We start from the raw sequence: 22,874 nt of genomic DNA, 5'->3' as shown, positions 1-22,874 counted from the left end.
GGCAATAGCCTCCGAAAGACACCCTGTGAAAGCTTAGAGAGTGATCACAGGGTGTGAGGGGGGAGCCATTTCATTAGTGGTTGAGGTGTTAGTGCAACTTGAGCCTTGGCTCGGTGCCACGTCCGATCTTGCTGCCGAGCATCAGCATTGCCGTGCGGAAGGGCCCGTACAGCGCCATCTGGTGCATGCGGTACAGCGACACGTAGAACATCCGCGCGAGCCAGCCTTCGAGCATCACGCTGCCGGTGAGGTTGCCCATCAAGTTACCCACAGCCGAAAAACGCGACAGCGAGATCAGCGAGCCGTAGTCGGTGTACTTGTACTCCGGCAACGCCTTGCCTTCGATGCGCAGTTTCAACGATTTGGCCAGCAACGAAGCCTGTTGGTGAGCGGCCTGGGCCCGTGGCGGCACATTGCGGTCGCTACCCGGTTGCGGGCAGGCGGCGCAATCACCGAACGCGAAGATGTTTTCGTCACGGGTGGTTTGCAGGGTCGGCAGCACTTGCAGCTGATTGATGCGGTTGGTTTCCAGGCCATCGATGTCCTTGAGGAAACCCGGTGCGCGAATCCCCGCGGCCCAGACTTTCAGGCTGGCCTTGATTTCGTTGCCGTCGGCGGTGATCAGGCTGTCGGCCGTCACTTCGCTGACAGCAGCATTGGTCATGACGTTGACCCCGAGTTTCTCCAGGGTTTTATGCACAGGCCCGCCAATGCGCTCCGGCAGGGCCGGCAGCACCCGTGAACCGGCTTCGATCAGGGTGATGTGCATGTTTTCCGGCTTGATCCGGTCCAGGCCATAGGCTGCCAATTCGTGGGCGGCGTTGTGCAGTTCGGCGGCCAGTTCGACCCCGGTGGCACCGGCGCCGACGATGGCCACGCTGATTTGCTCGATCGTGTCGGTCTGACCGGCGTGCGCGCGCAAATAGTGATTGAGCAGTTGTTGGTGGAAACGCTCGGCCTGTTTGCGGGTGTCGAGGAACAGGCAGTGTTGCGCCGCGCCCTGGGTGCCGAAATCGTTGGTGGTACTGCCGACGGAAATCACCAGCGAGTCGTAAGGCACTTCGCGGGCCGGCACCAGCTCCAGACCGGCTTCGTCGTAGGTAGCGGCCAGCTGGATTTTTTTCTTCGCGCGATCGAGCCCGCTCATGCGCCCCAGTTGGAACTCGAAGTGGTTCCATTTGGCCTGGGCGACATAATTGAGTTCGTCTTCGGAAGAGTTCAGAGAACCGGCCGCCACTTCGTGCAACAACGGTTTCCAGATGTGGGTCAGGTTCGCGTCGACCAGCATCACGCTGGCCGTACCGCGCTTGCCCAGAGTCTTACCCAGACGGGTAGCCAACTCCAGACCGCCGGCGCCGCCGCCAACGATGACAATACGATGAGTCATGGGGATATCTCGCAAGGCTAAAAGAAATCGGTACAGTCAACCGCGCGAGCGCAAGGCAGCTCATAGCGTCAGGTAGCTGATAAGTCGGCTCAACAGGCCCAGGCCAATGGTCACTGCCAATACCAGTACAAGGAGCATCCACGGCCGGAAAGGCCGGCGCTCGACTTGGTGCTGTGACAACTGCAGGTACTCTTCGACATGCTTTTGGTCGTCGGGGTTCAGGCGGCTGGTCATAAAGGCCTCGTCAGGTAGACGTAGCTGAATGGGCAGAAGCTACAGGCTGATTTAACGAACGTTGAACGGAGCATAGCCGCTGTCCGGAAGGGGGTCGACGCTCACCGTATCGTCCAGGCGAATGATGCCACTTTGTAACACCCGGGCAGTGATTCCTCCATGTCCTCGCACGGCCTGAAAGGTGCCGATGCCCAGGTTGCTTTCCAGGCGCGCACAGGGCTGGCACCAGCCGGTGGTTTCGAACGTTGCCTGGCCGATCCGGAAGCGGCGGCCCTTGAGGCTGAACAGGTTGATGCCGCTGATAACGAGATTGCGCCGCAGATCTTCAGGCTGGATCGGATGATCCTGTGCTCGCCCCATCAGTGAACTGATCACCGGCAGATGCTCCCACTGAATCAGCGTTACCTGGCGCGCATTGCGTACGCCGGGACGGGCGTGGTCGCCGGTCAGACCGGCCTCCAGGCGCGCTTCCACGGCCTCGAGTGCAAGCATCGGTGAACGTGATTGCGGGCGCACGCCGATCCAGCGTACACGGCCTTGTTGCGGCACCTCGGCGATCAACTCCTGAAGCGGGCTCACAGGCTGATCCCGACGTCGAACACAATGCTGCGCCCCAGGTTGCTGCGCAAGAAGTCCGGCGCATCCGGGTGCGCGAACAGCACGCGGGCGAATGTCGGCCCAACCAATGACAGCGAGCGCCAGCCCTGGCGCAGGTATTCGGTCGGCGGCGGGAAATGGCTGTTGAGGTCCAGTACTTCGCGTTTGAGGCTGGCGAAGGCAATGATGTCCAGCTCACCCAGATCCATGCCGCGCTCTTTGTAGTTGTGCGCTTTTTTGCGCAAGGTCGGCGCCAATCGCAGCAAGAACTCGTTGGCGGGGATGCGTCGTGGCTTGGCCTCGCGGCGCACCAGTTGGCTCAGGGAAAACGCGCTGCGTCGGCGTTGCAATTCGTCGCGCCATTCATCGTTGAGGCGCCGGCCCTCGTCGAGCACGAAGAACACCTCGAAACTGGCATCGCGAAACAACACATCCGGCGGCTCCCCGGCGGGGGCGAACTCATCGGCGCGATAGGGAATGTTCAAGCCTTGCAGCAGGCGCTGGCAGACCCAACGCTCACGCTCCCACTTGCGGGCATTGGACAGGAACGCGTTGGCTTGCTCGGCCGCAATGGTCAGCAGGCGTAAGTAATCTGAGTCATCCATAGGCCCAAGCTTAGCGTTCAAATGTGATCGCAAAGAAGACAATTTGTCGGAGAGGGTCAATGCCTCCTGCTCCCATGCCCGTTTCAGGGATCTGCACAAAATGGATAGTGATCTGCGCGCACTGGATATTGCCACGCATCGGGCAGCTCTACCCTCGGCTGTACGGACGTAAGCCGTGTTACCGACGCTCTAAAAAAACAACAACAAGAGATATATGCCATGCGCAAGATCGACGTACATGAGGTTATCGACAACGCTCGCTTCAACCGCTTTCACTGGATGGTGCTGTTCTGGTGTGCCCTGATCATCATCTTCGACGGTTACGATCTGGTGATCTACGGCGTGGTCTTGCCAATGCTGATGAAAGAGTGGGGACTCAGTCCTCTGCAGGCCGGCGCACTGGGCAGTTATGCACTGTTCGGCATGATGTTCGGTGCGCTGTTCTTCGGTCCGCTGTCGGACAGGATCGGTCGCAAAAAAGCCATCACGATTTGCGTGATGCTCTTCAGTGGCTTCACCGTGCTCAATGGTTTCGCCCGAAACCCCACCGAGTTTGGCCTCTGTCGCTTCATTGCCGGGCTCGGCATTGGCGGCGTGATGCCTAACGTCGTGGCACTGATGAACGAGTACGCGCCGAAAAAAATCCGCAGCACTCTGGTCGCGATCATGTTCAGCGGTTACTCGGTGGGCGGCATGCTGTCCGCCGGACTGGGCATTGTGCTGATCCCGAGTTTCGGCTGGCAGTCGGTGTTTTACGTGGCGGTCCTGCCGTTGCTGTTGTTGCCGCTGATCATGTATTTCCTGCCCGAATCGGTGGGCTTCATGTTGCGTCAGGGGCGTAATGAAGAGGCGCGCAATATTCTTCAGCGCATCGATCCGGCCTACGTCGTGCAAACCTCTGATCAATTGCACATGGCCGAAGTGAAAGGCACGGGCACCCCGGTGTTGCAGTTGTTCCGTGAAGGCCGTGCGCTGCGCACGCTGATGCTGTGGCTGGCGTTTTTCTGCTGCCTGTTGATGGTGTACGCGCTGAGTTCCTGGCTGCCGAAACTGATGGCCAACGCCGGTTACAGCCTGGGTTCGAGCCTGTCGTTCCTGCTGGTGTTGAACTTCGGGGCGATCTTCGGCGCGGTCGGTGGTGGGGTGCTGGGCGACAAACTCAATCTGCCGAGAGTGCTGGCGGTGTTTTTCGCCATGGCGGCGGTGTCGATCACGCTGTTGGGCTTCAACAGCCCGATGCCGGTGTTGTACTTGCTGATCGCCATTGCGGGTGCCACCACCATTGGCTCGCAGATTCTTTTGTACGCCTGTGCCGCGCAGTTTTACTCCATGACGATTCGGTCTACCGGTCTGGGCTGGGCGTCGGGCATTGGGCGCAACGGGGCCATCGTCGGTCCGCTACTGGGGGGGGCCTTGCTCGGGATCAGCCTGCCCCTGCAACTGAACTTCATGGCGTTTGCCTTGCCCGGTGCGGTGGCGGCCCTGGCCATGACCGTGTTCGCCATCAGCAGCCGGCGTAGCGCTGCTGGCGTCAACCCAGCGTTGTCAGCGACCGGTGCCTGAATCATGAAAGCGTTTTTCCAGGACTTCTCGATGTCAGCCGCCGTGGCTGGATTCATTGCCACGGTGATTTCCTATGCCGGCCCGTTGGTGATCATCTTTCAGGCGGCAGAAGCGGCACATCTTTCGCGGGAAGTGTTGTCGTCCTGGATCTGGGCGATCTCCATCGGCAGTGCCGTGCTCGGTATCGGTTTGAGCTTGCGCTACCGCGTTCCCGTGATCATTGCCTGGTCGGCGCCGGGCTCGGCGTTGCTGGTGACGCTGTTGCCGGACATCTCCATGGCAGAGGCGGTGGGGGCGTATCTGGTCAGCAGCCTGATCATTTTCGTGGTTGGCATCTCGGGCGCTTTCGACCGGATCATCAGCAAACTGCCCGCCGCCATCGCGGCGGCGATGCTGGCGGGGATCCTGTTCAGTTTCGGCACTGGCTTGTTCGTGTCGATGCAGCGCAAGCCGTTGCTGGTCCTGGCGATGTTTGCCTGCTACCTGATCTGCAAGCGTGTGATACCGCGTTATGCGGTGATGATGGTGCTGCTGATGGGCTGTTCGATTGCCGCGTTCACCGGTGAGTTGCACCGTGAAGCGCTGGTGATCGGCCTGGCCACGCCGGTGTGGATCACGCCCGAGTTCAGCCTGGGCACGATCCTGAACATCGCCTTGCCACTGGTGATGGTGGCGCTGACCGGTCAGTTCATGCCCGGCATGGCGGTGCTGCGCGCCAGCGGTTATCCGACGCCGGCGAGCCCGATCATCGCCAGTAGCGCGCTGGGCACGGCGTTGCTGGCGCCGTTTGGTTGCCACGGACTGAATCTGGCGGCGATCACCGCGGCGATCTGCACCGGTCGCGAAGCCCACGAAGATCCTCGCAAACGCTACGTGGCCGGGGTCGTCGGCGGCCTGTGCTACCTGCTGCTGGGGATCTTCGGCGCCACGCTGGTCTCGCTGTTTTCAGCGTTCCCCAAAGAGTTGATCGCGGCGCTGGCCGGGCTGGCCTTGTTCGCTGCCATTGCCGGCGCGTTGACCGGCGCGATGGCGGTACCGAGCGATCGCGAAGCCGCGTTGGTGACCTTTCTGGTCACGGCTTCGGGCATGTCGTTGTTCGGTTTGTCTGCAGCGTTCTGGGGGCTGATTTTCGGCATGGTCACCCATGTGCTGTTGAGTGCTCGTCGTCCCGTTCCCCTTCGCAAATCCACTGCAACTGAAGTCCTTCAATCAGTCGATCAATAACAATAAGAGAAAAACGATGAAACAGATTCTCCCAACAACCGGTTCTGCGTTGTCCCTGGCTGTCGTCTCGGGTTTTTCCACCGGTGCGATGGCGGCTGAAATCGGCTTTGTCGAAGACACCACCGCGACGTTGCAGGCGCGCAATTACTACTTCAGCCGCGACTATTCCGACATCGTCGGCGCCAACCAGCAATCGAAGGCTGAAGAGTGGGCCCAGGGTTTCATCCTCAACGTGAAGTCCGGATACACCCAAGGCACCGTCGGGTTTGGGGTGGACGTTATCGGCTTGCTCGGACTCAAGCTCGACAGCGCTCCGGACCGGACCAACACCGGTTTGTTGCCGGTGCAGGACGACGGCCGCGCGGCAGACAACTACAGCCGTCTGGAAGGCGCGTTGAAGATGCGCTACTCCAAAACCGAGCTGAAAGTCGGTGAGTTGCAACCCAGTCTCCCGGTGTTGGCATTCAGCGATATTCGCCTGTTGCCACCCAGTTATCAGGGCGCAAGCATCACCTCCAACGAGATCAATGGCCTGACAGTGCAGGGTGGTCACTTGAGTTCAACCAGCCTGCGCAACGAGGCTGGCGACGAAAAGATGCAGGCGATGCTGGGTCACGTGCCGCAGCGTCAGGTTAGCAGTGACGGTTTCAATTTTGCCGGCGCTGATTATGCGTTCAATGACAAGCGCAGCTCGGTCAGCGCCTGGTACGGGCAACTGGAAGATATCTACAACCAGCGTTTTCTGGGCTTAAAGCACAGTGAGCCAGTGGGCAACTGGATCCTCGGCGCCAACCTCGGTTACTACGATTCGCGCGAAGACGGCAAAAAACTGCTGGGCAATATCGACAACCAGGCGTTCTTCTCATTGCTGTCGGCCAAGCGTGGCGGCCATACGTTTTACGTCGGCTATCAGGGCATGTTCGGCGACAGTGCATTTCCACGGGTATTTGCCAACATCTCGCCGCTGGGCAACGAAGTGCCGACCTATGAGTTCGCCTTCACCGATGAGCGTTCCTGGCAGGCGCGCTACGACTACGACTTCGCGGCGCTCGGCGTACCGGGGCTGACCAGTACCGTGCGCTACATCAGCGGCAACAATGTCGATACCGGCAAGGACTATGAGGGCAAGGATCGCGAACGTGACCTGGACATCGGCTATGTGTTGCAGAGCGGCAGCCTCAAAGGTTTGGGCATTCGCGTGCGCAATGCGATGGCGCGTTCCAACTACCGCAGTGATATCGACGAGAACCGCTTGATCCTCAGCTACACGTGGACCTTGCTGTGAATCCATCGATCACAGGTTGCTGGTGCAATCACCCATGACGTCGTAGGTCACGCGGTGGCTCTGGCCCTGATGATCGACATAGACCATGGTCGCCGGTACAACCCCGCACGCGGTCGCGGTGTCCGACACAGAAACCACGCTGGCGATGTCCAGTGGCTGCGCCGGGTTGTACAGGACTGCGAGGGGCTCGTTGTCAGCGGCCATGGCCGAGGTGGCGATGACGGTCAGCAACAGGCTGATCAACGTTTTCATGTTGGCGTGCTCCGTGTCGGTTTTGATGTCTGAATTTTAGTCTTTGCCACCGACGGATAAAGGGGCGAACGGCGGATGCAGCCTTACATAAAACGTAACAGTCATCGCCCGAGGGGGCTTATGGATGTGCTTAACAACTTGCGCGTATTCATCCGGGTGGTGGACTGCGCCAGTTTCACCGGGGCTGCCGATGCGCTGGATCTGTCGACCGCACAGGTATCCCGATTGGTGGCGGATCTGGAGGAACATGTACAGGCGCGTCTGCTGCAACGCACCACGCGGCGCTTGAGCCTGACCGACGCCGGCGAGCGCTTCCTGCTGCGCAGCCGGCAAATCGTCGAGGCCATGGATGAGGCGACGGCCGAGGCCCGTGGCGCTCATATCAATCCGGCCGGACGCCTGCGGGTGCACAGCATGAACGGCCTGGGTGTGCTGCTCACGCCGTTGATCGCCCGCTACAGCGAGCTTTATCCCGATGTAGTGTTCGAGCTGACCTTGTCGCAGCGCAATCCCGATCCGCTGGAGGAGGGGCACGATGTGGTGATTTCGATCGCTCCGGAACTTGCCGATTCGCAAATGGTTGCGCAAGCCATCGGGCAGATCTACAGCGTGCCCTGTGCCTCCCCGGCCTATCTGCGACGCCGGGGTGTGCCGCAGCAGCCGCTGGCGCTGAGCGATCATCAATGCCTGCGCATGCTCGACCCGCTGTACGGCGATCAATGGCTTTTCCAGGACCAGGACGGCGAGCACGCCGTCAGCCCGGCCAAGACCTTTCAGTGCAATGTTGCCGAGTCGATGGTCAAGGCTTCGGAGGCGGGCATGGGCATCAGCTTGCTGCCGTTCTACACCGCGACGCGGCCCTTGAGCGACGGTACTTTGCTGCGTGTGTTACCTGCATGGCGCCTGCGCGAACGCAATGTGTATGCGCTGTATCCTTCGCGACGCTTTCTCGATGCCAAGGTCCGCACCTGGGTGGACTTTCTCAAGTCTGAGCTACCGAAGCTGTTCGCCGAACATGACGCGGTGATGAACGATCCGCGGCATTGGGCTTGAAGTCGAAGGGCATGCGGGCGGCAGTGTAGACTGAGTGCCTGTTGTTCTTCGCCTGGGAGGCGCACGTAGCCATGATCGGTGCAGAGTTGCTGTCATCGCAAACCCTTGCGGTCGGCTGGCTGATCTATGTGCCGGTGTTGATCTGGGCGATCTGTCGCGCGCCGTGGGTTGAACTGTTCACCGACAGCCGTCGTCAGCATCTGCTGTTTGGAACGGTGTTTGCGCTGTTTCTGTTGTGGCTGGTGCGGCGCGACTTTGATACCGGCGTGTCTTACCACTTCATCGGCATGACCGCAGTGACGCTACTGCTGGACTGGCCGCTGGCGCTGGTGGGGGGCCTGGTGGCGCAAACGGGGCTGGTGTTGCTCGGGCGACAGGACCTGGCGGCGGTCGGGGTCAATGGCGCGCTGTTGATCGCGTTGCCGGTGCTGGTCACCGAGTGCTGCGCCATTCTGGTGGAGAGGGCGCAGCCACGAAATCCCTTCGTGTATATCTTCGTTTCCGGATTTTTTGCCGCAGCGCTGTCGGCGTTGCTGTGTCTGCTGCTGGCGCTTTGGTTGTTATGGTTCGACGAGCGCTTTGCCATGCCGTACTGGCTGGAAGATTTTGTTGGATATCTATGGCTGATCATTTTTCCCGAAGCGTTTATCAACGGCATGATCGTCAGTGCGCTGGTCGTGTTCTGTCCGGAGTGGCTTGAGACGTTCAACCGCACACGCTACCTCTCGGCTCCCTGGAAGGACGACGATCCCAAGTCCTGATCTGCATCAAAACCTGGAATCGCCCACTCGATGGATCAATGGCGCGGGTCGAAGTCACCGCTGAACATCTCGTCCTCGGCATCGGGAGCCACTGGAATCTTGTGTTCTTCGGACGCCCAGGCGCCCAGGTCGATCAGTTTGCAGCGGTCGGAGCAGAATGGCCGGAATTTGCTCTCGGCGGTCCATTCCACGGGGGCGCCACAGGTTGGGCAGTCGACGGTTGTTGGTTGGCTCATGACTGGCCTCCACGCAAAGTAAGATAAAAGTGATGCAGGCGTTCAACCTCGCTGTGCAACCAGGCAAGGTCGCGGTCATTGATCACGACGTCGTCGGCATGGCTCACGCGATCCTGGCGACTGGACTGGGCCTTGAGGATCGCCAGGACTTGCTGCTCGCTGGTCTGGTCACGTTGCAGGGTACGTTCGATCTGCAATTGTTCGGGGGCATCGATCACCAGCACCCGTTGGGTCATGGCGTATTGCCCGGACTCGATCAGCAGCGGCGAAACCAGAATCGCATAAGGCGATTTTGCCAGCGCCAGGTGGTGAGCGATTTCTTCGCCGATCAGCGGATGCAGGAGGGCCTCCAGCCAGCGGCGTTCTTCTGGCACTTCGAAGATCAATTTGCGTAGCGCGGCGCGGTCCAGTTGCCCGTCGGCCTGCAACACGCCGGGGCCGAAGTGTTCGGCGATTTGTGCCAGTGCCGGGCGGCCGGGTTCAACGACCCAGCGAGCGGCATGATCGGCGTCGACCACATGCACGCCAAGATCGATGAAGTGTTGGGCGGCCGCACTTTTGCCGCTGCCGATGCCGCCGGTCAGGCCGAGAATCCAGGGTTTTTCCACAGGGCTATTCATTTCAAACCGACAAACTGCCAATAGAGGTCGGTTATTTGACCACCCCAGAGCAACGCAATCCAGCCGGCAATGGCCAGATAGGGACCGAAAGGGATCGGTGTCGAGGTTTTTGCATTGCGCCAGCGCAGCAGCATCAGCCCGATAATGGCCCCCACCAGCGAGGACAGCAGGATGGTCAGCGGCAAAATCTGCCAGCCACCCCAGGCGCCCAGCATCGCCAGCAACTTGAAATCACCGTAGCCCATGCCGTCCTTGCCCGTGATCAGCTTGAACAGCCAGAACACCGACCACAGCAGGCTGTAGCCGGCTATCGCCCCCCAAAGCGCCTCGTGCAACGACACGAACAGGCCGAAACTGTTGACGATCAACCCCAGCCATATCAACGGCAGCACCAGTACGTCCGGCAATATCTGATGCTCGGCGTCGATCAGGCTCATCGCCAGCAAACCCCAGCTCAGGACCAGCATCAGGCAGGCGGGCCAACCGAAGCCGAAGTGCCAGGCAACAAATGCCGACAACAGGCCGCAGGCCAGTTCGGTCAACGGATAGCGCGGGCTGATCGCGGCCGCACAGGCTGAGCAGCGGCCGCGCAAAAACACATAGCTGAGCAGCGGGATGTTTTCCCAGGCGCGGATGCGGTGACCGCAGTGCGGGCACTGGGAGTGGGGCAGCAACAGGTTGTAGGTCGGCAGCGGCGTTTCGCCTGGCAGCCCGAGAATGTCATGGGCCTGCTCGCGCCAGTCGCGTTCGAGCATTTTTGGCAGGCGCCAGATCACGACATTGAGGAAGCTGCCGACCAGCAGGCCGGTGATGCCTGCGAGAAGGACAAAGGCCAGCGCAGATTGAGTCAGGATTTCATTCAAGGGCATGTCAGATCGCTGAGCCAAGTTGGAAGATGGGCAGGTACATGGCAACTACCAGTCCACCGACGATAACACCCAGCACCACCATGATGAACGGCTCCATCAGGCTGGTGAGGTTATCGACCATGTTATCGACGTTGTCTTCGTAGAACCCCGCGACTTTGTCGAGCATAGCGTCCAGGGTGCCGGACTCTTCGCCAATTGCAGTCATTTGTATCGCCATGTTCGGAAAGACGCCGCAGGTGCGCATGGCGAAATGCAATTGCATGCCGGTCGAGATGTCTTGCCGGATGCGCAATACCGCGCGCTTGAACACGCTATTGCCGGTCGCACCGGCCACTGATTCCAGAGCCTCCACCAGCGGCACGCCGGCAGCGAAAGTGGTCGACAAAGTACGGGCGAACCGGGCCACGGCGGACTTGTGCATCAGGGTGCCCACCAGCGGCAGTTTCAGCAGCCAGGTGTCCATCCGGTCACGCAAGGCCGGGGAGGTCCTGAGGGCGTGGCGTACGCCGAAGGTCATCGTGATCAGCGTGACAAGGACCACCCACCACCAGGCTTGCATGAATTGCGAGAGGCCAATGACCATCACGGTGAAGGCCGGCAGTTCGGCGCCAAAGCCTTTGAACACCGATTCGAACTGCGGCACGACATTGACCAGCAGGATCCCGGTGACAATCGCCGCGACGAACACCACCACCAGCGGGTAGGTCATGGCTTTCCTGATCCTGGCCTTGAGGCTTTCGCTTTTTTCCTTGTAGGTCGCGACCCGCTCCAAAAGGGTGTCGAGGGCACCGGCCTGCTCGCCGGCATCCACCAGGTTGCAATACAGCTCATCGAAATACCGGGGCTTCTTGCGCAGGGCGGCGGCGAAACTGCTGCCTGCCGCAACTTCCTGTTTCAGTTCGTCCACCAGCTTGCGCATGGCCGGATTGTCGAAGCCCTCGCCGATGATGTCGAAGGACTGCAACAACGGCACGCCGGCCTTCATCATCGTCGCCATTTGCCGGGTGAACAGGGCAATGTCCTGGGACTTGATACGCTTGCCCATGCTGAAAACCGAATGGTTTTTTTTGCGAACCTTGCCCGGACTGATGCCTTGCTTGCGCAGTTTCGCCTTGATCAGCGCCGGGTTCTGAGCGCTGAGTTCGCCGGTCACTTTTGTGCCTTTGCGGTCGATGCCTTCCCACGCATACACGCTGATTTTCGCTGCCTTGACCGCCATGTTCAGTCCTGGGTATTCCGATTGAATTGCTCTTATAGCCTAGTCAAAGGATGGGGCCAAACCCGCAAGGGTGATGTGACAAAAAACGTCAGATAGTACTGATCTTGGTAGTAAGTAAGGGCTTTGCGAACACCACGCCCTCGGTCAACAGGGGCTTCTGGCCTTGGCACAGGCTGTGCTGCAATGGGGCAGGTCATGAGCCTTCGACTCATGCATGGAGCTTGTACATGAACTATCAGAAAGGTTTTACCCTGATCGAGTTGCTCGTCGTGGTAGCGATCATCGGGATCCTGGCAACCCTGGGCCTGCCGATGTATTCCAAGTACCAGGCGCGGGCCAAGGTCACGGCGGCGATGGCCGAGCTGACTGCAATGAAGGTGCCGTTCGAGGATGTGATCAGCCAGGGGGAAACGCCGACAATTGCCAACGTGGCGCCCGCTGGCAAGACATCGACCAACCATTGCGCCCTGTCTGTGACGGCTACAACGCCGGGGGCGGGATCAATCGTTTGTACGTTGCACAATGCCCCGGGGGTGGTCCAGGGCAAAACCGTCACCCTGACACGGGACGAAGCCAAAGGCTGGTCATGCAAGAGCAGCGTTACCGAGGACTACTTGCCTAAAGGGTGTTCCGGTTCTGCGGCATGAATTGCTGAATCAAGTCCCCGCTTTTGCGGGGATTTTCCTGTTTGTCGACCCGTCGTCAAATGTTGCAGATAAAGCTCAGAAATTTCAGCATCTTAGGAACTTTCCATAAACCCGCAACTTGCATGCAGTGTTTGTGCTTCTCGTGCATTTTGCATGATTCCGAAAATTGGATGATTTTGTAACTTATTGATTAATAAGGTTTTAGTTCCTTCTCCAAAGTTGGCACAGCGTTCGCAATATCCTTGGTAACCCTGCCGACAAGACATCCGGCAGACTTTCCGAAAAACAGGAGTTACTCGTATGAAGAAGTTCGCTATCACTGCCGCTGCTGCTACCGCGCTGACCCTGACCATGGCCAACGCCGCGTTTGCCCAAACCACCCAGGCAACCCAGTCGCCAATGGTGCTGGCTGCCGGTGAAATGACCGAAGTGAAAGAAGATACTTCCGATACCTGGATCACCACCAAAGTCAAGGCTGACCTGATGACTGAAAAAGGCATTCCAGGTAGCGACATCAAAGTTGAAACCAACAAAGGCGTGGTATCGCTGTCATCGACCACTGCCGTAACCGATTCGCAAAAAGAAGCGGCTGTGGCCATCACCAAGAAAATCAAAGGCGTCAAGGCGGTCTCCGCTGACGGCCTCAAAGCCGAGTAAGGCAGGCTTCTCGCCTGGACCGGGAGAAGGCGCAACAGACGGGCAGAGTCATACGTCTGTTGCAACCTGAGTGTTCATGCGAAGGGCCATAAGGATGTTGGCCACTGCAGGCCCCGCGCACTTTTGCCGGGGCCTGTTCTATATGTAACGCTGAAAACCCAATGTGGGAGCGGGCTTGCTCGCGAAAGCGGTGTGTCATTCAACCAATAAGTTGACTGATCTATCGCCTTCGCGAGCAAGCCCGCTCCCACATTGGATAGTGCTAATCAATTGCCGCGTTTACTGGTGATCTGCTTCAACCGATTACCTTCGAACCGCAAGTATTGATACATCCCGCCATTCGGTCCGTAGGTCCACTCCTCGACCTGAAACTCCTCGCGTCGATCGGCACTGCGCTTGTATCCCAGCAAGTCGCGGCTGACCGGCTCACCGCATTTCTGCACGACCTCACTCGAGCGGTCGCCGACGCTGATCAACTGGCTGCCACAGCGCAGGGTATCGGCCGCCCAGGCCTGACTGACGGAGAGCGCCAGAGCCAGGCCTGCCAGCTGCCGATGCATCACTCGGCATCCAGATGCATCGGCGTCACCACGCGGCCGTCGCTTTGCGCCTCGCCCAGATTGGCATCGATGAAGTACACCCGGTCATCTTCCAACTGGGCCTTGTCGACCAGATAATCTTTGATGCTGCTGGCGCGTTCCTGGCCCAGTTGACGCAACAGTACGTCGCTGGCACTCCAGAACTTGATCACCTCGGCACGCATTTTCGCGGTGCGTTCTTCCTTGCCCAGGTCCTTCCATTCGGCAGGGGGCTGGGTTTTCAGGCGGGTGCGGTAGATACCTTCGAGCAGCGGGCCCTTTTCTCCGTCCGGCACTTCCAGCAACGAAGCCTGGGCCGGGACCTTGTCACCGCGGCGCTGGAGCATTTTGTAGTAGTTGTACTGGTATTCACGCTCCAGGCGTTGTTCGGCGATCAGCGGGCCATCGCTGCTCTGGGCGGCGGTGCCTTCGATTTCCAGACGCAGGGCCGGGCGTTCCTTGAGTGCCTTGGACAGTTTGTCGAGGGCGCCTTCGGCGTCCTTGCTCAATTCACTGGAACCGGCTGCGAATGAAACGCTGCCCAGGTCTTCCGAACCACCACCGTTGACCAAGCCGCCAATGAGTTTGAACGGTGCTGCCGCGGCCTTGACGATCAGGTTGCGCAGGGTCTGCCAGATAATCGGCATGACGCTGAACTGAGGATTGTTCAGGTCGCCAGTGACCGGCAGTTCGATGGAGATCTTGCCGTCGACGTCCTTGAGCAAGGCAATGGCCAGTTTCAGTGGCAGGCTCACGGCATCCGGGCTGTCGACTTTTTCACCCAGTTGCAGTTGTTCGACCACCACTTTGTTTTCAGCTTTGAGCTGGCCCTTGGTGATCTGGTAGTGCAGGTCGAGATTGAGCCGGCCCTTGCGGATACGGTAGCCGGCGAACTTGCCGGAGTAGGGCGTCAGCGTGGTCAGTTCCACGCGTTTGAAGCTGGTGGCGATGTCGAAGCTGGCCATCGGGTCGAACGGGTTAACCGAACCTTTGATGGTCACCGGTGCGTAGCGATCGACCTTGCCCTTGACGTCGACACTGGCCGGTTTCGGCCGGCGGCTGTCGATGGTGCCGATCTGCCCGTTGAGTTGCTGGATGGCGGTGGCGAAGTTCGGGGTCAGGCTGAAGTCGGCGAAGTTGGCCGAACCGTCATTGATGAAAATGCCGCCGATGTGGATGCCCAACGGTTGTTCGTTGCTGGCCGGTTTGTTCGCCGCCGGTTTTGCCCCGGAATCCGCTGGCTGTGGAATCAGCAGATCATCGATGTTGGTGGTGCGATCATCGTTGATCATGAAACGCACATAGGGCTGGAACAGGTTGATCTTGTCGATCGACAGGCTGTCCCCATGCTGATAGTTCAGGCCTTCGACCACGACCTGCTGCCACTTGAGGAAGTCGCGGGTTTTCAAGGTGTCCAGGGTGTGCAACTGATCGACCTGGGCACGGCCGGTGACACCGAAGGCCAAGGGCTCGGTGCTTTTCAGGTCTACCGCCAGATCGCTGCCGAGCATGCCGCTGCGCAGTTCCAGGCGAATGAACGGCGTGATGTAGGACTGGGCGACCCGCAGGTCGATGTCCTTGGTCTGTACCTTCAACCTGGCGCTGACCGGGGCCAGGTTGACCTCGCCGTCGGCCATGATCTTGCCTTGCTTGCCTACTCCGGTATCGAGCTTGAGGGTAAAGGGGGAACCGTTGAGGCTGTCGAAATTTTGCAGGTCGAGGTTCAGCGGGCTCAGTTCCAGGGCGACGGCGGGTTGTGCCTTGCGGTCAGCCAGATGCACCTTGTAGTCGCGCAGTTGCACATCCTTGAGCAGCACCTGCCAGGGTTTGTCTGGCGCGGCCGGTTCAGGTTTCGGTGAGTCTGCCGCCGCCGGAGTGCTGGTCGGTTCGGCATCCGCCATGGCTTTGGCAGAGTGTTTGGCCGGCTGGCTGGCGAACAGTTTCTGCCAGTCGAGTTGGCCGTCCGATTCCAGCGCGGCCCAGGTTTCCAGTTTGTGGCTGCGGATCTTGCCCACCACCACTTGCTGCTTGGCCAGGTCCACGGTGGTTTCGCTGACGTCCAGGCGCTCGAGCTTTACCAGCGGCCGACCATCCGGAGCCTTGATCGCGAAGGGGGCGATGCTGACCGCTACATTGCTCAGTAGCAGCTCGGTTTCCTTGGCCAGGTTGAGTTTGTAGTCGGTGCTGATGCTCATGACGCCGTTTTCAAGATCCAGTGGCACGGCATCGCGCACATAGGGCCAAAAGGCTTTCATCTTGCCGTCAGTGATTTTCAGCTTACCTTCGGAGGCGATCGGGATCAGGCTGAAGTTGCCGGTCCAGTCGATCTGTCCGCCATTGGGGCCGATGGCCACCAGGGTCATGTCTGCGCTGTCATCGGGCAGGGTACTGAGGTTCTTCAGTTCGAAATCGAGTGTGTCGTAGAGAAACTCGATGGGCTCGCTGGGCCGGGCATCTTCAAAATGCACGGCGCCGCCCGCCAGTTTGATCCGCTCGATGCGCAGTGGAAACGGCTTGGCATCCGGGTCGGCCGGCGTGGGTTCGCTCTCTGGCAGTTTGAACAGCCCGAGCAGATTGAGTTTGCCGTCCTTGCTGAAGAGGATTTCGGTCTTGGGCTTGGTCAGTTCGACATCAGACAGGTGCACCGCCTTGGTCCACAGGCTGTCGAATTGCAGATTGGCGTACAGGCGCTCGAAACCTACCTGCTCCTTGCCGGGTTCGCCGATGTTCAAGCCCCAAAGGGTCAGTTCAAGGCTGAACGGATTGAATTCGATCCGCTGGATGGTCGCGGGTGTGGTGGCGTAGTTGGCCAGTTGCTGGTTGGCAACGCGCAACGCGACACCCGGTAAAATCAGAAAACCCAGCAAGCTGTAGAGGGCCAGAGCAGTCAACAAGGCGCCGATGGCGCGAATCAATCCTTTGTGCATGTGCGGCTTCATCTGTCTGAATCGGATAGCCTTGGAGTATGGCACGCGTTTCCGGTTCCGAAGTGATTGGCCTGTTCATGAATTTTCAGATTTCTCCGACGACGGTCAGAGCTGCAGGATCAGGGTTTTCAGCGGTGGCTGTTGATCCATTGACGGAAAATCGGCGCCCGGTTTCATCACGGTCCATTCACGCACCGGCCGCCCGGCCTTCTCTGCACAACGCAAAACCTGTTCGCGCCAGTCGTCCATGCTGACCTTCGCCAGGTTGTTGCAGCAGATCAGCACGCCGTTGTCGGCAGTGGTCAGCAAGGCCGGTTTGAGCAGGCTCTGGTAGTCGCGCAGCAGGTCGACGGTGCCAAATGCACTCTTGGCCCAGGCCGGAGGGTCTAGCAGCACCAGATCGTACTGGCGCTGTTCCAGGCGCTGATAGCTCGGAAGTTTTTGCCCGCGGCGCTGGCTGATCGGCAGGCCGGCCAGTTGGCGAATGGCCGGGAAGTAGTCGGACTGGATAAATTCCATGGTCGGCAACTGCGGGTTGAGCTGCCCATTCTCCCGACCGACCGCCAGGTTGCCTTCGGCGAAGTCCAGGTTGCACACCTCACGCGCGCCACCGGCGGCGGCACTGAGGCCGACACCACAGGTGTAGGCAAACAGGTTCAGCACGCTTTTGTTCTTGCTGTGATCCTTGACCCAGCCGCGGGTGTTGCGCAGGTCGAGGAACAGCAGCGGGTCCTGTCCGGCATGGCGACCGCGCACCCGATAGTTCAGGCCCCATTCGTGGCCGACCAGGTCTTGCAGGGCGGCTTCGTCGGCGCGGTAGACGGTGTCATCGCGATCGATGCGCGAGTTGCCACGGGAGCGGTCGTTGTAGACCAGCAGGGTTTCTAAACCCAGGTGCTGATTGATCGCTTCGTGCAGTTGCAGCAGCGTCTCGCGCTCCAGCGCCTGGTGGAAACTTTGCACCAGCAGCTGCGGGCCGTAGCGGTCGATGGTCAGGCCACCGGCGCCTTCCTGGCTACCGTGGAAGAGGCGATAGCAATCGGTGCCTTGCAGGTGCAGTTCGGCGAGCAGGTCCTGGCGTTGATCGAGGGCGGCGCGCAGCGCCTGATTCAAGGAAGACATGCTGGGCGCCTTGCAGGAGAGAATTGGGCGCGGGAGTTTAACAGTTTTGGCGCGGGGCCGAGGCGCTGCCTTCGCGAGCAAGCTTTTGACTTTGTTCTTTCTAAGTAATCCCCATCCGCCGCTTGGCCCGCTGCACAGACCCATTACGTACTGCCCAGCGCAGCATCGGCACACTGCGATTGACGCTGGCGCGGATCAGCTTGCGTTGCAACGGGTTCTGGCTGGCGCCGAGCATGTCGCTGGCCCAGTCCGGCAGCAGGTCGATCCCGGCCTGCATCATCAGACCGCCGAAAGGCTTGGCCAAGCGACTGGGGGAGGGGGCGTTCAGCAACAGGCGCAGGACTTCCCGACTGCGTTCGTCACACAGCAACTGAGGGCGTATACGCTCAAGATAGTCGGCAATTTCCTGCCGCGTACGGGGCACATCCCTGGCTCCGAGCCGCTCGGCAACCAAGGCGATTTCAGCGTAGTAGCGATCCTGATCGACCGGGGACAGGTGCGGGTTGCGATAGCGCAAATGCGCGGCGAGGAAGTTGCTGACTTCCGCCACATGCACCCACGTCAGCAGTTCTGGATCGCTGGCGGCGTAGGCACGTCCGTCCGGCGCTGTACCAGTGATCTGCAAATGGATGGTGCGTACTTTTTCGATCAGCCAGTCGGCATCCTGTCGAGAGCCGAACGTGGTGCCGGAGATGAACTGCCCGGTGCGGCGCAGGCGGCCGAGCATGTCTTCACGAAAGTTCGAATGGTCCCAGACCCCGGCCAATGCCAGCGGGTGCAGGGCCTGCAGCATCAGGGCACTGATGCCTCCGATCAGCATGCTGCTGAAATCGCCATGGACTTGCCAGCTCACCGAGTCTGGCCCGAACAGCCCGGGATCGCCCTTGGGGTTTTCCAGGTCGAGTTTGCCCAAAGACAAACCGGACAGGCTCATGATCTGGGTTTCGATGCGGGTACGGATGAATTCCATGGCCACTCTGTATTTTCTGTAGGAGCGAGCTAGCTCCGGGCGGCGTTCCGACGATGGACGTTAACGGTAACGCGTGTTTCCTGAATAAACGCGGTATGTCGGAGTTCATCGCGAGCGAGCTCGCTCCTGCAGAAGACAGAACGTTATTGATTCAGGCGTTTATCGATCAAGCCTTGTACCACGCTTGGATCGGCCAAGGTCGAAGTGTCGCCCAGATTATCCAGTTCGTTGCAGGCAATCTTGCGCAGAATGCGCCGCATGATCTTGCCTGAGCGGGTTTTCGGCAAAGCTGGCGCCCACTGGATCAAGTCCGGTTTGGCGAAACTGCCGATTTCCTTGCTGACCATGGCCAGCAATTCTTTCTTCAGTTCATCGTTGGTTTCGACGCAGTTCATGGGTGTGACGAAGACATAGATGCCTTGGCCCTTGATATCGTGGGGATAACCAACCGCAGCGGCCTCGGCGATGCTCTCGTGCAGCACCAGGGCGCTTTCCACTTCGGCGGTACCGATACGGTGGCCGGACACGTTGATCACGTCGTCGATGCGCCCGGTAATCCAGTAGTCGCCATCTTCATCGCGCCGCGCGCCATCACCGGTGAAGTAGTAGCCGGGATAGGGCTTGAAATAGGTGTCGACCATGCGTTGCGGGTCGCGATAGACACTGCGGATCTGTGCAGGCCAGCTGGACTTTATGGCCAGAACGCCGCTGCCGGCGCCCTTGATTTCCTTGCCTTGCTCATCGAGCAGCACAGGTTGCACGCCGAACATCGGTTGTGTGGCACAACCGGGCTTGATCCGCTGGGCACTGACCAGCGGGCTGAGCATGATGCCGCCGGTTTCGGTCTGCCACCAGGTGTCGACGATCGGGCAACGCTCTTCGCCGACCTCATGGAAATACCATTCCCAGGCTTCCGGGTTGATCGGTTCGCCAACCGTGCCGAGTAGCCTGACGCTGGCGCGGGATGTTTGCTTCAACGGTTCCGGACCTTCGCGCATCAATGCGCGCAGGGCTGTCGGGGCGGTATAGAAAATGTTCACCTTGTGCTTGTCGATCACCTGCCAGAAGCGCGAGGTACTCGGGTAGTTCGGCACGCCTTCGAAAATCAGCGTGGTCGCGCCGTTGGCCAGCGGACCGTAGACGATGTAGCTGTGGCCAGTGACCCAGCCGACGTCGGCGGTGCACCAGAAGACTTCGCCGTCGCGGTAGTCCAGCACGTACTTGAAGGTCATCGCTGCTTGCAGCAAGTAGCCACCCGTGGTGTGCAGCACGCCTTTGGGTTTGCCGGTGCTGCCGGAGGTGTAGAGGATGAACAGCGGGTCTTCGGCGTCCATCGGTTCGGGCGGGCAATCGGCGCTGGCTTCGCGCAGGGCCTGTTGGTATTTGATGTCCCGTCCTTCGACCCAGTTCACCAGCCCCTCGGTGCGCTCGACCACCAGCACGCTGCTCACGTCCGGGCAGCTTTGCAGCGCCTTGTCGACGTTCTGCTTGAGTGGCACGACCTTGCCACCGCGCACGCCTTCGTTGGCAGTGATCACGGTGCGGCAGTCGGCGTCGAGAATGCGGTCGCGCAACGAGTCCGGGGAGAAGCCGCCGAACACTACCGAGTGCACCGCACCGATGCGGGTACAGGCCAGCATGGCGTAGGCCGCCTCGGGAATCATCGGCATGTAGATGCATACGCGGTCGCCTTTTTTCACGCCACGGTTTTTCAGCACATTGGCCAGGCGGCAGACGTTTTCATGCAGTTTTTTGTAGGTGATCGATGTCGAGTCGGCAGGGTCGTCGCCTTCCCAGATGATGGCGACCTGATCGCCGCGTTTTTCCAGGTGTCGGTCGATGCAGTTGTAGCTGACGTTCAATTGCGCACCGGCAAACCAGCTGGCTTCACCGGTTTTCAGGTTGTAGCGCTGGACGGTTTCCCAAGGCGCGCTCCAGTCGAGAAAACGCGTGGCCTGTTCGGCCCAGAAGGTGCTGGGGTGTTCAACGGATTGGCGGTACAGGCGCTGATAGTCGTCTTGACTCAATTGTGCGGCCCGGCGGACGGCATCGGCTTTGGGGAACGTGCTGATATCGAACATGACGGTTCCTTATGCTTGTTTTGCGACAAGGATAAAGATGCGCCGAGAGGTCAATGGGTTCAAGTCAGATACAAAACAACTGTGGGGGCGAGCCTGATCGCGAAAGCGTTGGGTCAACCAACATCAACGTCGACTGACAAACCGCATTCGCGAGCAGGCTCGCTCCCACAGGTATAGCAGTGGGCTCTAGATCACCCGCGGTGACGACCACGGAAGTAATTGATCAGCCCTTGGGTCGAGGCGTCCTCGGCCGGGGTTTCTTCGCTGCCGACCAGGCGGTTGTAGACGCCTTTGCCCAGTTCCTTGCCCAGCTCCACACCCCACTGGTCGAAGGCATTGATGCCCCAGATCACGCTTTGCACGAAGACTTTGTGTTCGTACATCGCCACCAGAGCGCCGAGGCGACGTGGGCTGATGCGCTCGACCACCAGGGTGTTGCTCGGACGATTGCCCGGGATCACCTTGTGTGGTGCGAGTTTCTGTACTTCGGCGTCACTCATGCCTTTGTCGCGCAGCTCGGTTTCGGCCTCGGCAAGGGTCTTGCCGAGCATCAGCGCCTGGCTCTGGGACAGGCAGTTGGCGTACAGCCACTGGTGGTGGTCGGACACTGGGTTGAAGCTGACGATCGGCACGATGAAATCGGCCGGGATCAATTGGGTGCCTTGGTGCAGCAACTGGTGGTAGGCGTGCTGACCGTTGCAGCCGACGCCGCCCCAGATTACCGGTCCGGTGTCTGTGGACACTGGCTTGCCGTCCTGGCGGACGCTCTTGCCGTTGGATTCCATGTCCAGCTGTTGCAAGTGCTTGGTGATGTTACGCAGGTAGTGATCGTACGGCAGGATCGCGTGGCTTTGCGCGCCCCAGAAGTTGCCATACCACACGCCGAGCAAGGCCAACAGCACCGGCATGTTCTGTTCGAACGGTGCGCTCTGGAAGTGTTGGTCCATGGTGTAGGCACCGGACAGCAATTCCTTGAAGTTGGACATGCCGATGGCCAGCGCAATCGGTAGACCAATGGCCGACCAAAGCGAGTAGCGTCCGCCGACCCAGTCCCACATCGGGAAGATGTTCTCTTCGCGGATGCCGAACGCTACCGCGGCGGCGTTGTTGCTCGATACCGCGATGAAGTGGCGATACAGCTCGGCTTCCGAACCACCCTGGGCCAGATACCATGCACGGGCCGCCTGGGCGTTCTTCAGGGTTTCGAGGGTGTTGAAGGATTTCGACGAGACGATGAACAGCGTGGTCTCGGCGCGCAGCTTCATGGTCAGTTCGTGGAACTCGCTGCCGTCGATGTTCGCCAGGTAATGGCAACGCACGCCTTTCTGAGCGTAGGACAGCAAGGCTTCGGACACCAGCTCAGGGCCGAGGAAGGAGCCGCCGATACCGATGTTCACCACGTCAGTGATCGGCTTCTCGGTGTAACCGCGCCACAGACCATCGTGGATACGGCCAACAAGGTCGGTGATCTGGTTCAGCACCTTGTGCACTTCGGGCATCACGTTGACGCCGTTGACCGATAGCTTGTCGCCGACCGGGCGGCGCAGGGCCGTGTGCAGGGCCGGACGACCCTCGGAAGAGTTGACGATTTCGCCATCGAACAGCGACTTGATCGCGCCCTTGAGGTCGACTTCGTTGGCCAGGCCCACCAGCAGATTGCGGGTCTCGGCGTTGATCAGGTTTTTCGAATAGTCGAGAAACAGGCCGCAGCTGCTGAGGGTGAATTGAGTAAAACGCTGCGGATCAGCATTGAAGGCTTCGCGCATGCTGAAATCCTGCATGGCTTGGCGGTGGTCATTCAACGCTTGCCAGGCGGGCAGAGCGGTAACGTCGTGAGGAGTGCGGTAATACGCCATCGCTGCGGGTTTCCTTATTACTTGAACGGCCTTTTGAACACTAAAAATCCCGGAGCGCTGTGGGTGGGCGTTCCGGTCAACTGCGTCGACACGATTTCATGGCGCAGGGCGAATACAGTAAACCCCACGCA

Annotated in this window: 22 protein-coding genes; 7 read left to right on the top strand and 15 right to left on the bottom strand. The window is 59.7% G+C overall.

Annotation, left to right across the window (positions count from 1 at the left end):
- Nucleotides 1-88 precede the first annotated feature (88 nt).
- From AC3WTM_RS27390 to AC3WTM_RS27375, 4 genes are read right to left on the bottom strand one after another with little or no spacing between them, the layout of a single operon-like run.
- The gene (locus AC3WTM_RS27390) at nt 89-1,387 is read right to left on the bottom strand and encodes an NAD(P)/FAD-dependent oxidoreductase (protein WP_102672252.1); all 1,299 of its coding nucleotides are present in this window, start codon (nt 1,385-1,387) and stop codon (nt 89-91) included.
- 60 nt (nt 1,388-1,447) lie between these two features.
- Nucleotides 1,448-1,621, bottom strand: a complete 174-nt coding sequence (locus AC3WTM_RS27385) for a DUF3094 domain-containing protein (protein ID WP_007970531.1) — start codon at nt 1,619-1,621, stop codon at nt 1,448-1,450.
- Between the two features lie 51 nt (nt 1,622-1,672).
- Nucleotides 1,673-2,200, bottom strand: a complete 528-nt coding sequence (locus tag AC3WTM_RS27380; protein WP_102672251.1) for an MOSC domain-containing protein — start codon at nt 2,198-2,200, stop codon at nt 1,673-1,675.
- On the bottom strand, nt 2,197-2,823 hold the full coding sequence (locus tag AC3WTM_RS27375) for a DUF1780 domain-containing protein (protein ID WP_007970534.1): 627 nt from the start codon (nt 2,821-2,823) through the stop codon (nt 2,197-2,199). Before AC3WTM_RS27375 ends, AC3WTM_RS27380 begins: the two co-directional genes overlap by 4 nt.
- Nucleotides 2,824-3,042: 219 nt before the next feature.
- Between AC3WTM_RS27375 and AC3WTM_RS27370 the strand changes: the two genes are divergently transcribed.
- Genes AC3WTM_RS27370 through AC3WTM_RS27360 form a run of 3 tightly spaced genes read left to right on the top strand, consistent with a single transcriptional unit; the run spans nt 3,043 to nt 6,895 of the window.
- Nucleotides 3,043-4,386: an aromatic acid/H+ symport family MFS transporter gene (locus AC3WTM_RS27370; protein ID WP_102672250.1), complete on the top strand. Its 1,344-nt coding sequence runs from the start codon at nt 3,043-3,045 to the stop codon at nt 4,384-4,386.
- A 3-nt stretch (nt 4,387-4,389) separates the two neighbouring features.
- Nucleotides 4,390-5,610 (top strand): benzoate/H(+) symporter BenE family transporter, encoded by a 1,221-nt coding sequence (locus AC3WTM_RS27365; protein ID WP_102672249.1) that lies wholly within the window; start codon nt 4,390-4,392, stop codon nt 5,608-5,610.
- Nucleotides 5,611-5,626: 16 nt separating this feature from the next.
- Entirely contained in the window at nt 5,627-6,895 is a 1,269-nt protein-coding gene (locus AC3WTM_RS27360) for an OprD family porin (RefSeq protein ID WP_102672248.1), read from the top strand.
- Nucleotides 6,896-6,904: 9 nt separating this feature from the next.
- On the opposite strand, the gene AC3WTM_RS27355 is transcribed toward AC3WTM_RS27360, so the two are convergent.
- Entirely contained in the window at nt 6,905-7,147 is a 243-nt protein-coding gene (locus tag AC3WTM_RS27355) for a DUF2790 domain-containing protein (protein WP_102672247.1), read from the bottom strand.
- Between the two features lie 120 nt (nt 7,148-7,267).
- Here AC3WTM_RS27355 and AC3WTM_RS27350 point away from each other — a divergent pair, with 120 nt between their 5' ends.
- Together AC3WTM_RS27350 and AC3WTM_RS27345 are read left to right on the top strand one after the other, a co-directional pair.
- The gene (locus AC3WTM_RS27350) at nt 7,268-8,200 is read left to right on the top strand and encodes a LysR family transcriptional regulator (protein ID WP_057713260.1); all 933 of its coding nucleotides are present in this window, start codon (nt 7,268-7,270) and stop codon (nt 8,198-8,200) included.
- Nucleotides 8,201-8,271: 71 nt separating this feature from the next.
- Complete coding sequence (locus tag AC3WTM_RS27345; RefSeq protein ID WP_007990394.1) at nt 8,272-8,961, top strand: energy-coupling factor ABC transporter permease; 690 nt, start codon at nt 8,272-8,274, stop codon at nt 8,959-8,961.
- Nucleotides 8,962-8,996: 35 nt separating this feature from the next.
- Here AC3WTM_RS27345 and yacG read toward each other — a convergent pair whose 3' ends face one another.
- From yacG to AC3WTM_RS27325, 4 genes are read right to left on the bottom strand one after another with little or no spacing between them, the layout of a single operon-like run.
- Nucleotides 8,997-9,197: a DNA gyrase inhibitor YacG gene (gene yacG, locus AC3WTM_RS27340; RefSeq protein ID WP_102672246.1), complete on the bottom strand. Its 201-nt coding sequence runs from the start codon at nt 9,195-9,197 to the stop codon at nt 8,997-8,999.
- On the bottom strand, nt 9,194-9,817 hold the full coding sequence (gene coaE / locus AC3WTM_RS27335) for a dephospho-CoA kinase (RefSeq protein WP_102672245.1): 624 nt from the start codon (nt 9,815-9,817) through the stop codon (nt 9,194-9,196). Before coaE ends, yacG begins: the two co-directional genes overlap by 4 nt.
- Nucleotides 9,814-10,686: a prepilin peptidase gene (locus AC3WTM_RS27330; RefSeq protein ID WP_102672244.1), complete on the bottom strand. Its 873-nt coding sequence runs from the start codon at nt 10,684-10,686 to the stop codon at nt 9,814-9,816. The genes coaE and AC3WTM_RS27330 overlap by 4 nt, the downstream gene beginning before the upstream one ends.
- A gap of 1 nt (nt 10,687) precedes the next feature.
- Complete coding sequence (locus tag AC3WTM_RS27325) at nt 10,688-11,905, bottom strand: type II secretion system F family protein (protein WP_102672243.1); 1,218 nt, start codon at nt 11,903-11,905, stop codon at nt 10,688-10,690.
- A 227-nt stretch (nt 11,906-12,132) separates the two neighbouring features.
- Between AC3WTM_RS27325 and AC3WTM_RS27320 the strand changes: the two genes are divergently transcribed.
- Both AC3WTM_RS27320 and AC3WTM_RS27315 read left to right on the top strand, forming a co-directional pair.
- Nucleotides 12,133-12,552: a pilin gene (locus AC3WTM_RS27320; RefSeq protein ID WP_057713264.1), complete on the top strand. Its 420-nt coding sequence runs from the start codon at nt 12,133-12,135 to the stop codon at nt 12,550-12,552.
- Nucleotides 12,553-12,852: 300 nt separating this feature from the next.
- Nucleotides 12,853-13,209, top strand: coding sequence for a BON domain-containing protein (locus tag AC3WTM_RS27315; protein WP_057713265.1), 357 nt, complete (start codon nt 12,853-12,855; stop codon nt 13,207-13,209).
- Nucleotides 13,210-13,475: 266 nt separating this feature from the next.
- Here the strand turns inward: AC3WTM_RS27315 and AC3WTM_RS27310 are convergent, their stop codons facing one another.
- From AC3WTM_RS27310 to pgi, 6 genes are all read right to left on the bottom strand, one after another.
- A complete protein-coding gene (locus AC3WTM_RS27310; protein WP_173677975.1) occupies nt 13,476-13,769 on the bottom strand; it encodes a DUF2845 domain-containing protein in 294 nt (97 codons plus the stop codon).
- On the bottom strand, nt 13,769-16,726 hold the full coding sequence (locus AC3WTM_RS27305) for a DUF748 domain-containing protein (RefSeq protein ID WP_102672242.1): 2,958 nt from the start codon (nt 16,724-16,726) through the stop codon (nt 13,769-13,771). The genes AC3WTM_RS27310 and AC3WTM_RS27305 overlap by 1 nt, the downstream gene beginning before the upstream one ends.
- A 93-nt stretch (nt 16,727-16,819) precedes the next feature.
- Nucleotides 16,820-17,836: a class I SAM-dependent rRNA methyltransferase gene (locus tag AC3WTM_RS27300; RefSeq protein WP_102672241.1), complete on the bottom strand. Its 1,017-nt coding sequence runs from the start codon at nt 17,834-17,836 to the stop codon at nt 16,820-16,822.
- A 100-nt stretch (nt 17,837-17,936) separates the two neighbouring features.
- Nucleotides 17,937-18,806: an oxygenase MpaB family protein gene (locus AC3WTM_RS27295; protein ID WP_102672240.1), complete on the bottom strand. Its 870-nt coding sequence runs from the start codon at nt 18,804-18,806 to the stop codon at nt 17,937-17,939.
- Nucleotides 18,807-18,949: 143 nt separating this feature from the next.
- Nucleotides 18,950-20,887 carry an acetate--CoA ligase gene (gene acs, locus AC3WTM_RS27290; RefSeq protein ID WP_102672239.1) on the bottom strand — a complete coding sequence of 646 codons (1,938 nt, stop codon included), beginning with the start codon at nt 20,885-20,887 and terminating at the stop codon, nt 18,950-18,952.
- Between the two features lie 191 nt (nt 20,888-21,078).
- Nucleotides 21,079-22,743 carry a glucose-6-phosphate isomerase gene (gene pgi, locus AC3WTM_RS27285; protein ID WP_102672238.1) on the bottom strand — a complete coding sequence of 555 codons (1,665 nt, stop codon included), beginning with the start codon at nt 22,741-22,743 and terminating at the stop codon, nt 21,079-21,081.
- Between the last annotated feature and the right edge of the window lie 131 nt (nt 22,744-22,874).

Source organism: Pseudomonas sp. EU05-FHT14B02, from assembly GCF_058791055.1.
Note: the sequence above shows the minus strand (reverse complement) of the source record. Positions and strands in the feature narration are given on the sequence as shown.

Bases quoted from the DNA above. Each gene is read 5' to 3' on its own strand.
- AC3WTM_RS27375 (WP_007970534.1), bottom strand. From the start codon at position 2,823: ATGGATGACTCAGATTACTTACGCCTGCTGACCATTGCGGCCGAGCAA.
- acs (WP_102672239.1), bottom strand. From the start codon at position 20,887: ATGTTCGATATCAGCACGTTCCCCAAAGCCGATGCCGTCCGCCGGGCC.
- AC3WTM_RS27300 (WP_102672241.1), bottom strand. From the start codon at position 17,836: ATGTCTTCCTTGAATCAGGCGCTGCGCGCCGCCCTCGATCAACGCCAG.
- AC3WTM_RS27390 (WP_102672252.1), bottom strand. From the start codon at position 1,387: ATGACTCATCGTATTGTCATCGTTGGCGGCGGCGCCGGCGGTCTGGAG.
- AC3WTM_RS27345 (WP_007990394.1), top strand. From the start codon at position 8,272: ATGATCGGTGCAGAGTTGCTGTCATCGCAAACCCTTGCGGTCGGCTGG.
- AC3WTM_RS27355 (WP_102672247.1), bottom strand. From the start codon at position 7,147: ATGAAAACGTTGATCAGCCTGTTGCTGACCGTCATCGCCACCTCGGCC.
- AC3WTM_RS27365 (WP_102672249.1), top strand. From the start codon at position 4,390: ATGAAAGCGTTTTTCCAGGACTTCTCGATGTCAGCCGCCGTGGCTGGA.
- AC3WTM_RS27295 (WP_102672240.1), bottom strand. From the start codon at position 18,806: ATGGAATTCATCCGTACCCGCATCGAAACCCAGATCATGAGCCTGTCC.
- AC3WTM_RS27350 (WP_057713260.1), top strand. From the start codon at position 7,268: ATGGATGTGCTTAACAACTTGCGCGTATTCATCCGGGTGGTGGACTGC.
- AC3WTM_RS27310 (WP_173677975.1), bottom strand. From the start codon at position 13,769: ATGCATCGGCAGCTGGCAGGCCTGGCTCTGGCGCTCTCCGTCAGTCAG.
- AC3WTM_RS27370 (WP_102672250.1), top strand. From the start codon at position 3,043: ATGCGCAAGATCGACGTACATGAGGTTATCGACAACGCTCGCTTCAAC.
- yacG (WP_102672246.1), bottom strand. From the start codon at position 9,197: ATGAGCCAACCAACAACCGTCGACTGCCCAACCTGTGGCGCCCCCGTG.
- AC3WTM_RS27385 (WP_007970531.1), bottom strand. From the start codon at position 1,621: ATGACCAGCCGCCTGAACCCCGACGACCAAAAGCATGTCGAAGAGTAC.
- AC3WTM_RS27325 (WP_102672243.1), bottom strand. From the start codon at position 11,905: ATGGCGGTCAAGGCAGCGAAAATCAGCGTGTATGCGTGGGAAGGCATC.
- AC3WTM_RS27320 (WP_057713264.1), top strand. From the start codon at position 12,133: ATGAACTATCAGAAAGGTTTTACCCTGATCGAGTTGCTCGTCGTGGTA.
- coaE (WP_102672245.1), bottom strand. From the start codon at position 9,817: ATGAATAGCCCTGTGGAAAAACCCTGGATTCTCGGCCTGACCGGCGGC.
- AC3WTM_RS27315 (WP_057713265.1), top strand. From the start codon at position 12,853: ATGAAGAAGTTCGCTATCACTGCCGCTGCTGCTACCGCGCTGACCCTG.
- AC3WTM_RS27330 (WP_102672244.1), bottom strand. From the start codon at position 10,686: ATGCCCTTGAATGAAATCCTGACTCAATCTGCGCTGGCCTTTGTCCTT.
- AC3WTM_RS27360 (WP_102672248.1), top strand. From the start codon at position 5,627: ATGAAACAGATTCTCCCAACAACCGGTTCTGCGTTGTCCCTGGCTGTC.
- AC3WTM_RS27305 (WP_102672242.1), bottom strand. From the start codon at position 16,726: ATGAAGCCGCACATGCACAAAGGATTGATTCGCGCCATCGGCGCCTTG.
- pgi (WP_102672238.1), bottom strand. From the start codon at position 22,743: ATGGCGTATTACCGCACTCCTCACGACGTTACCGCTCTGCCCGCCTGG.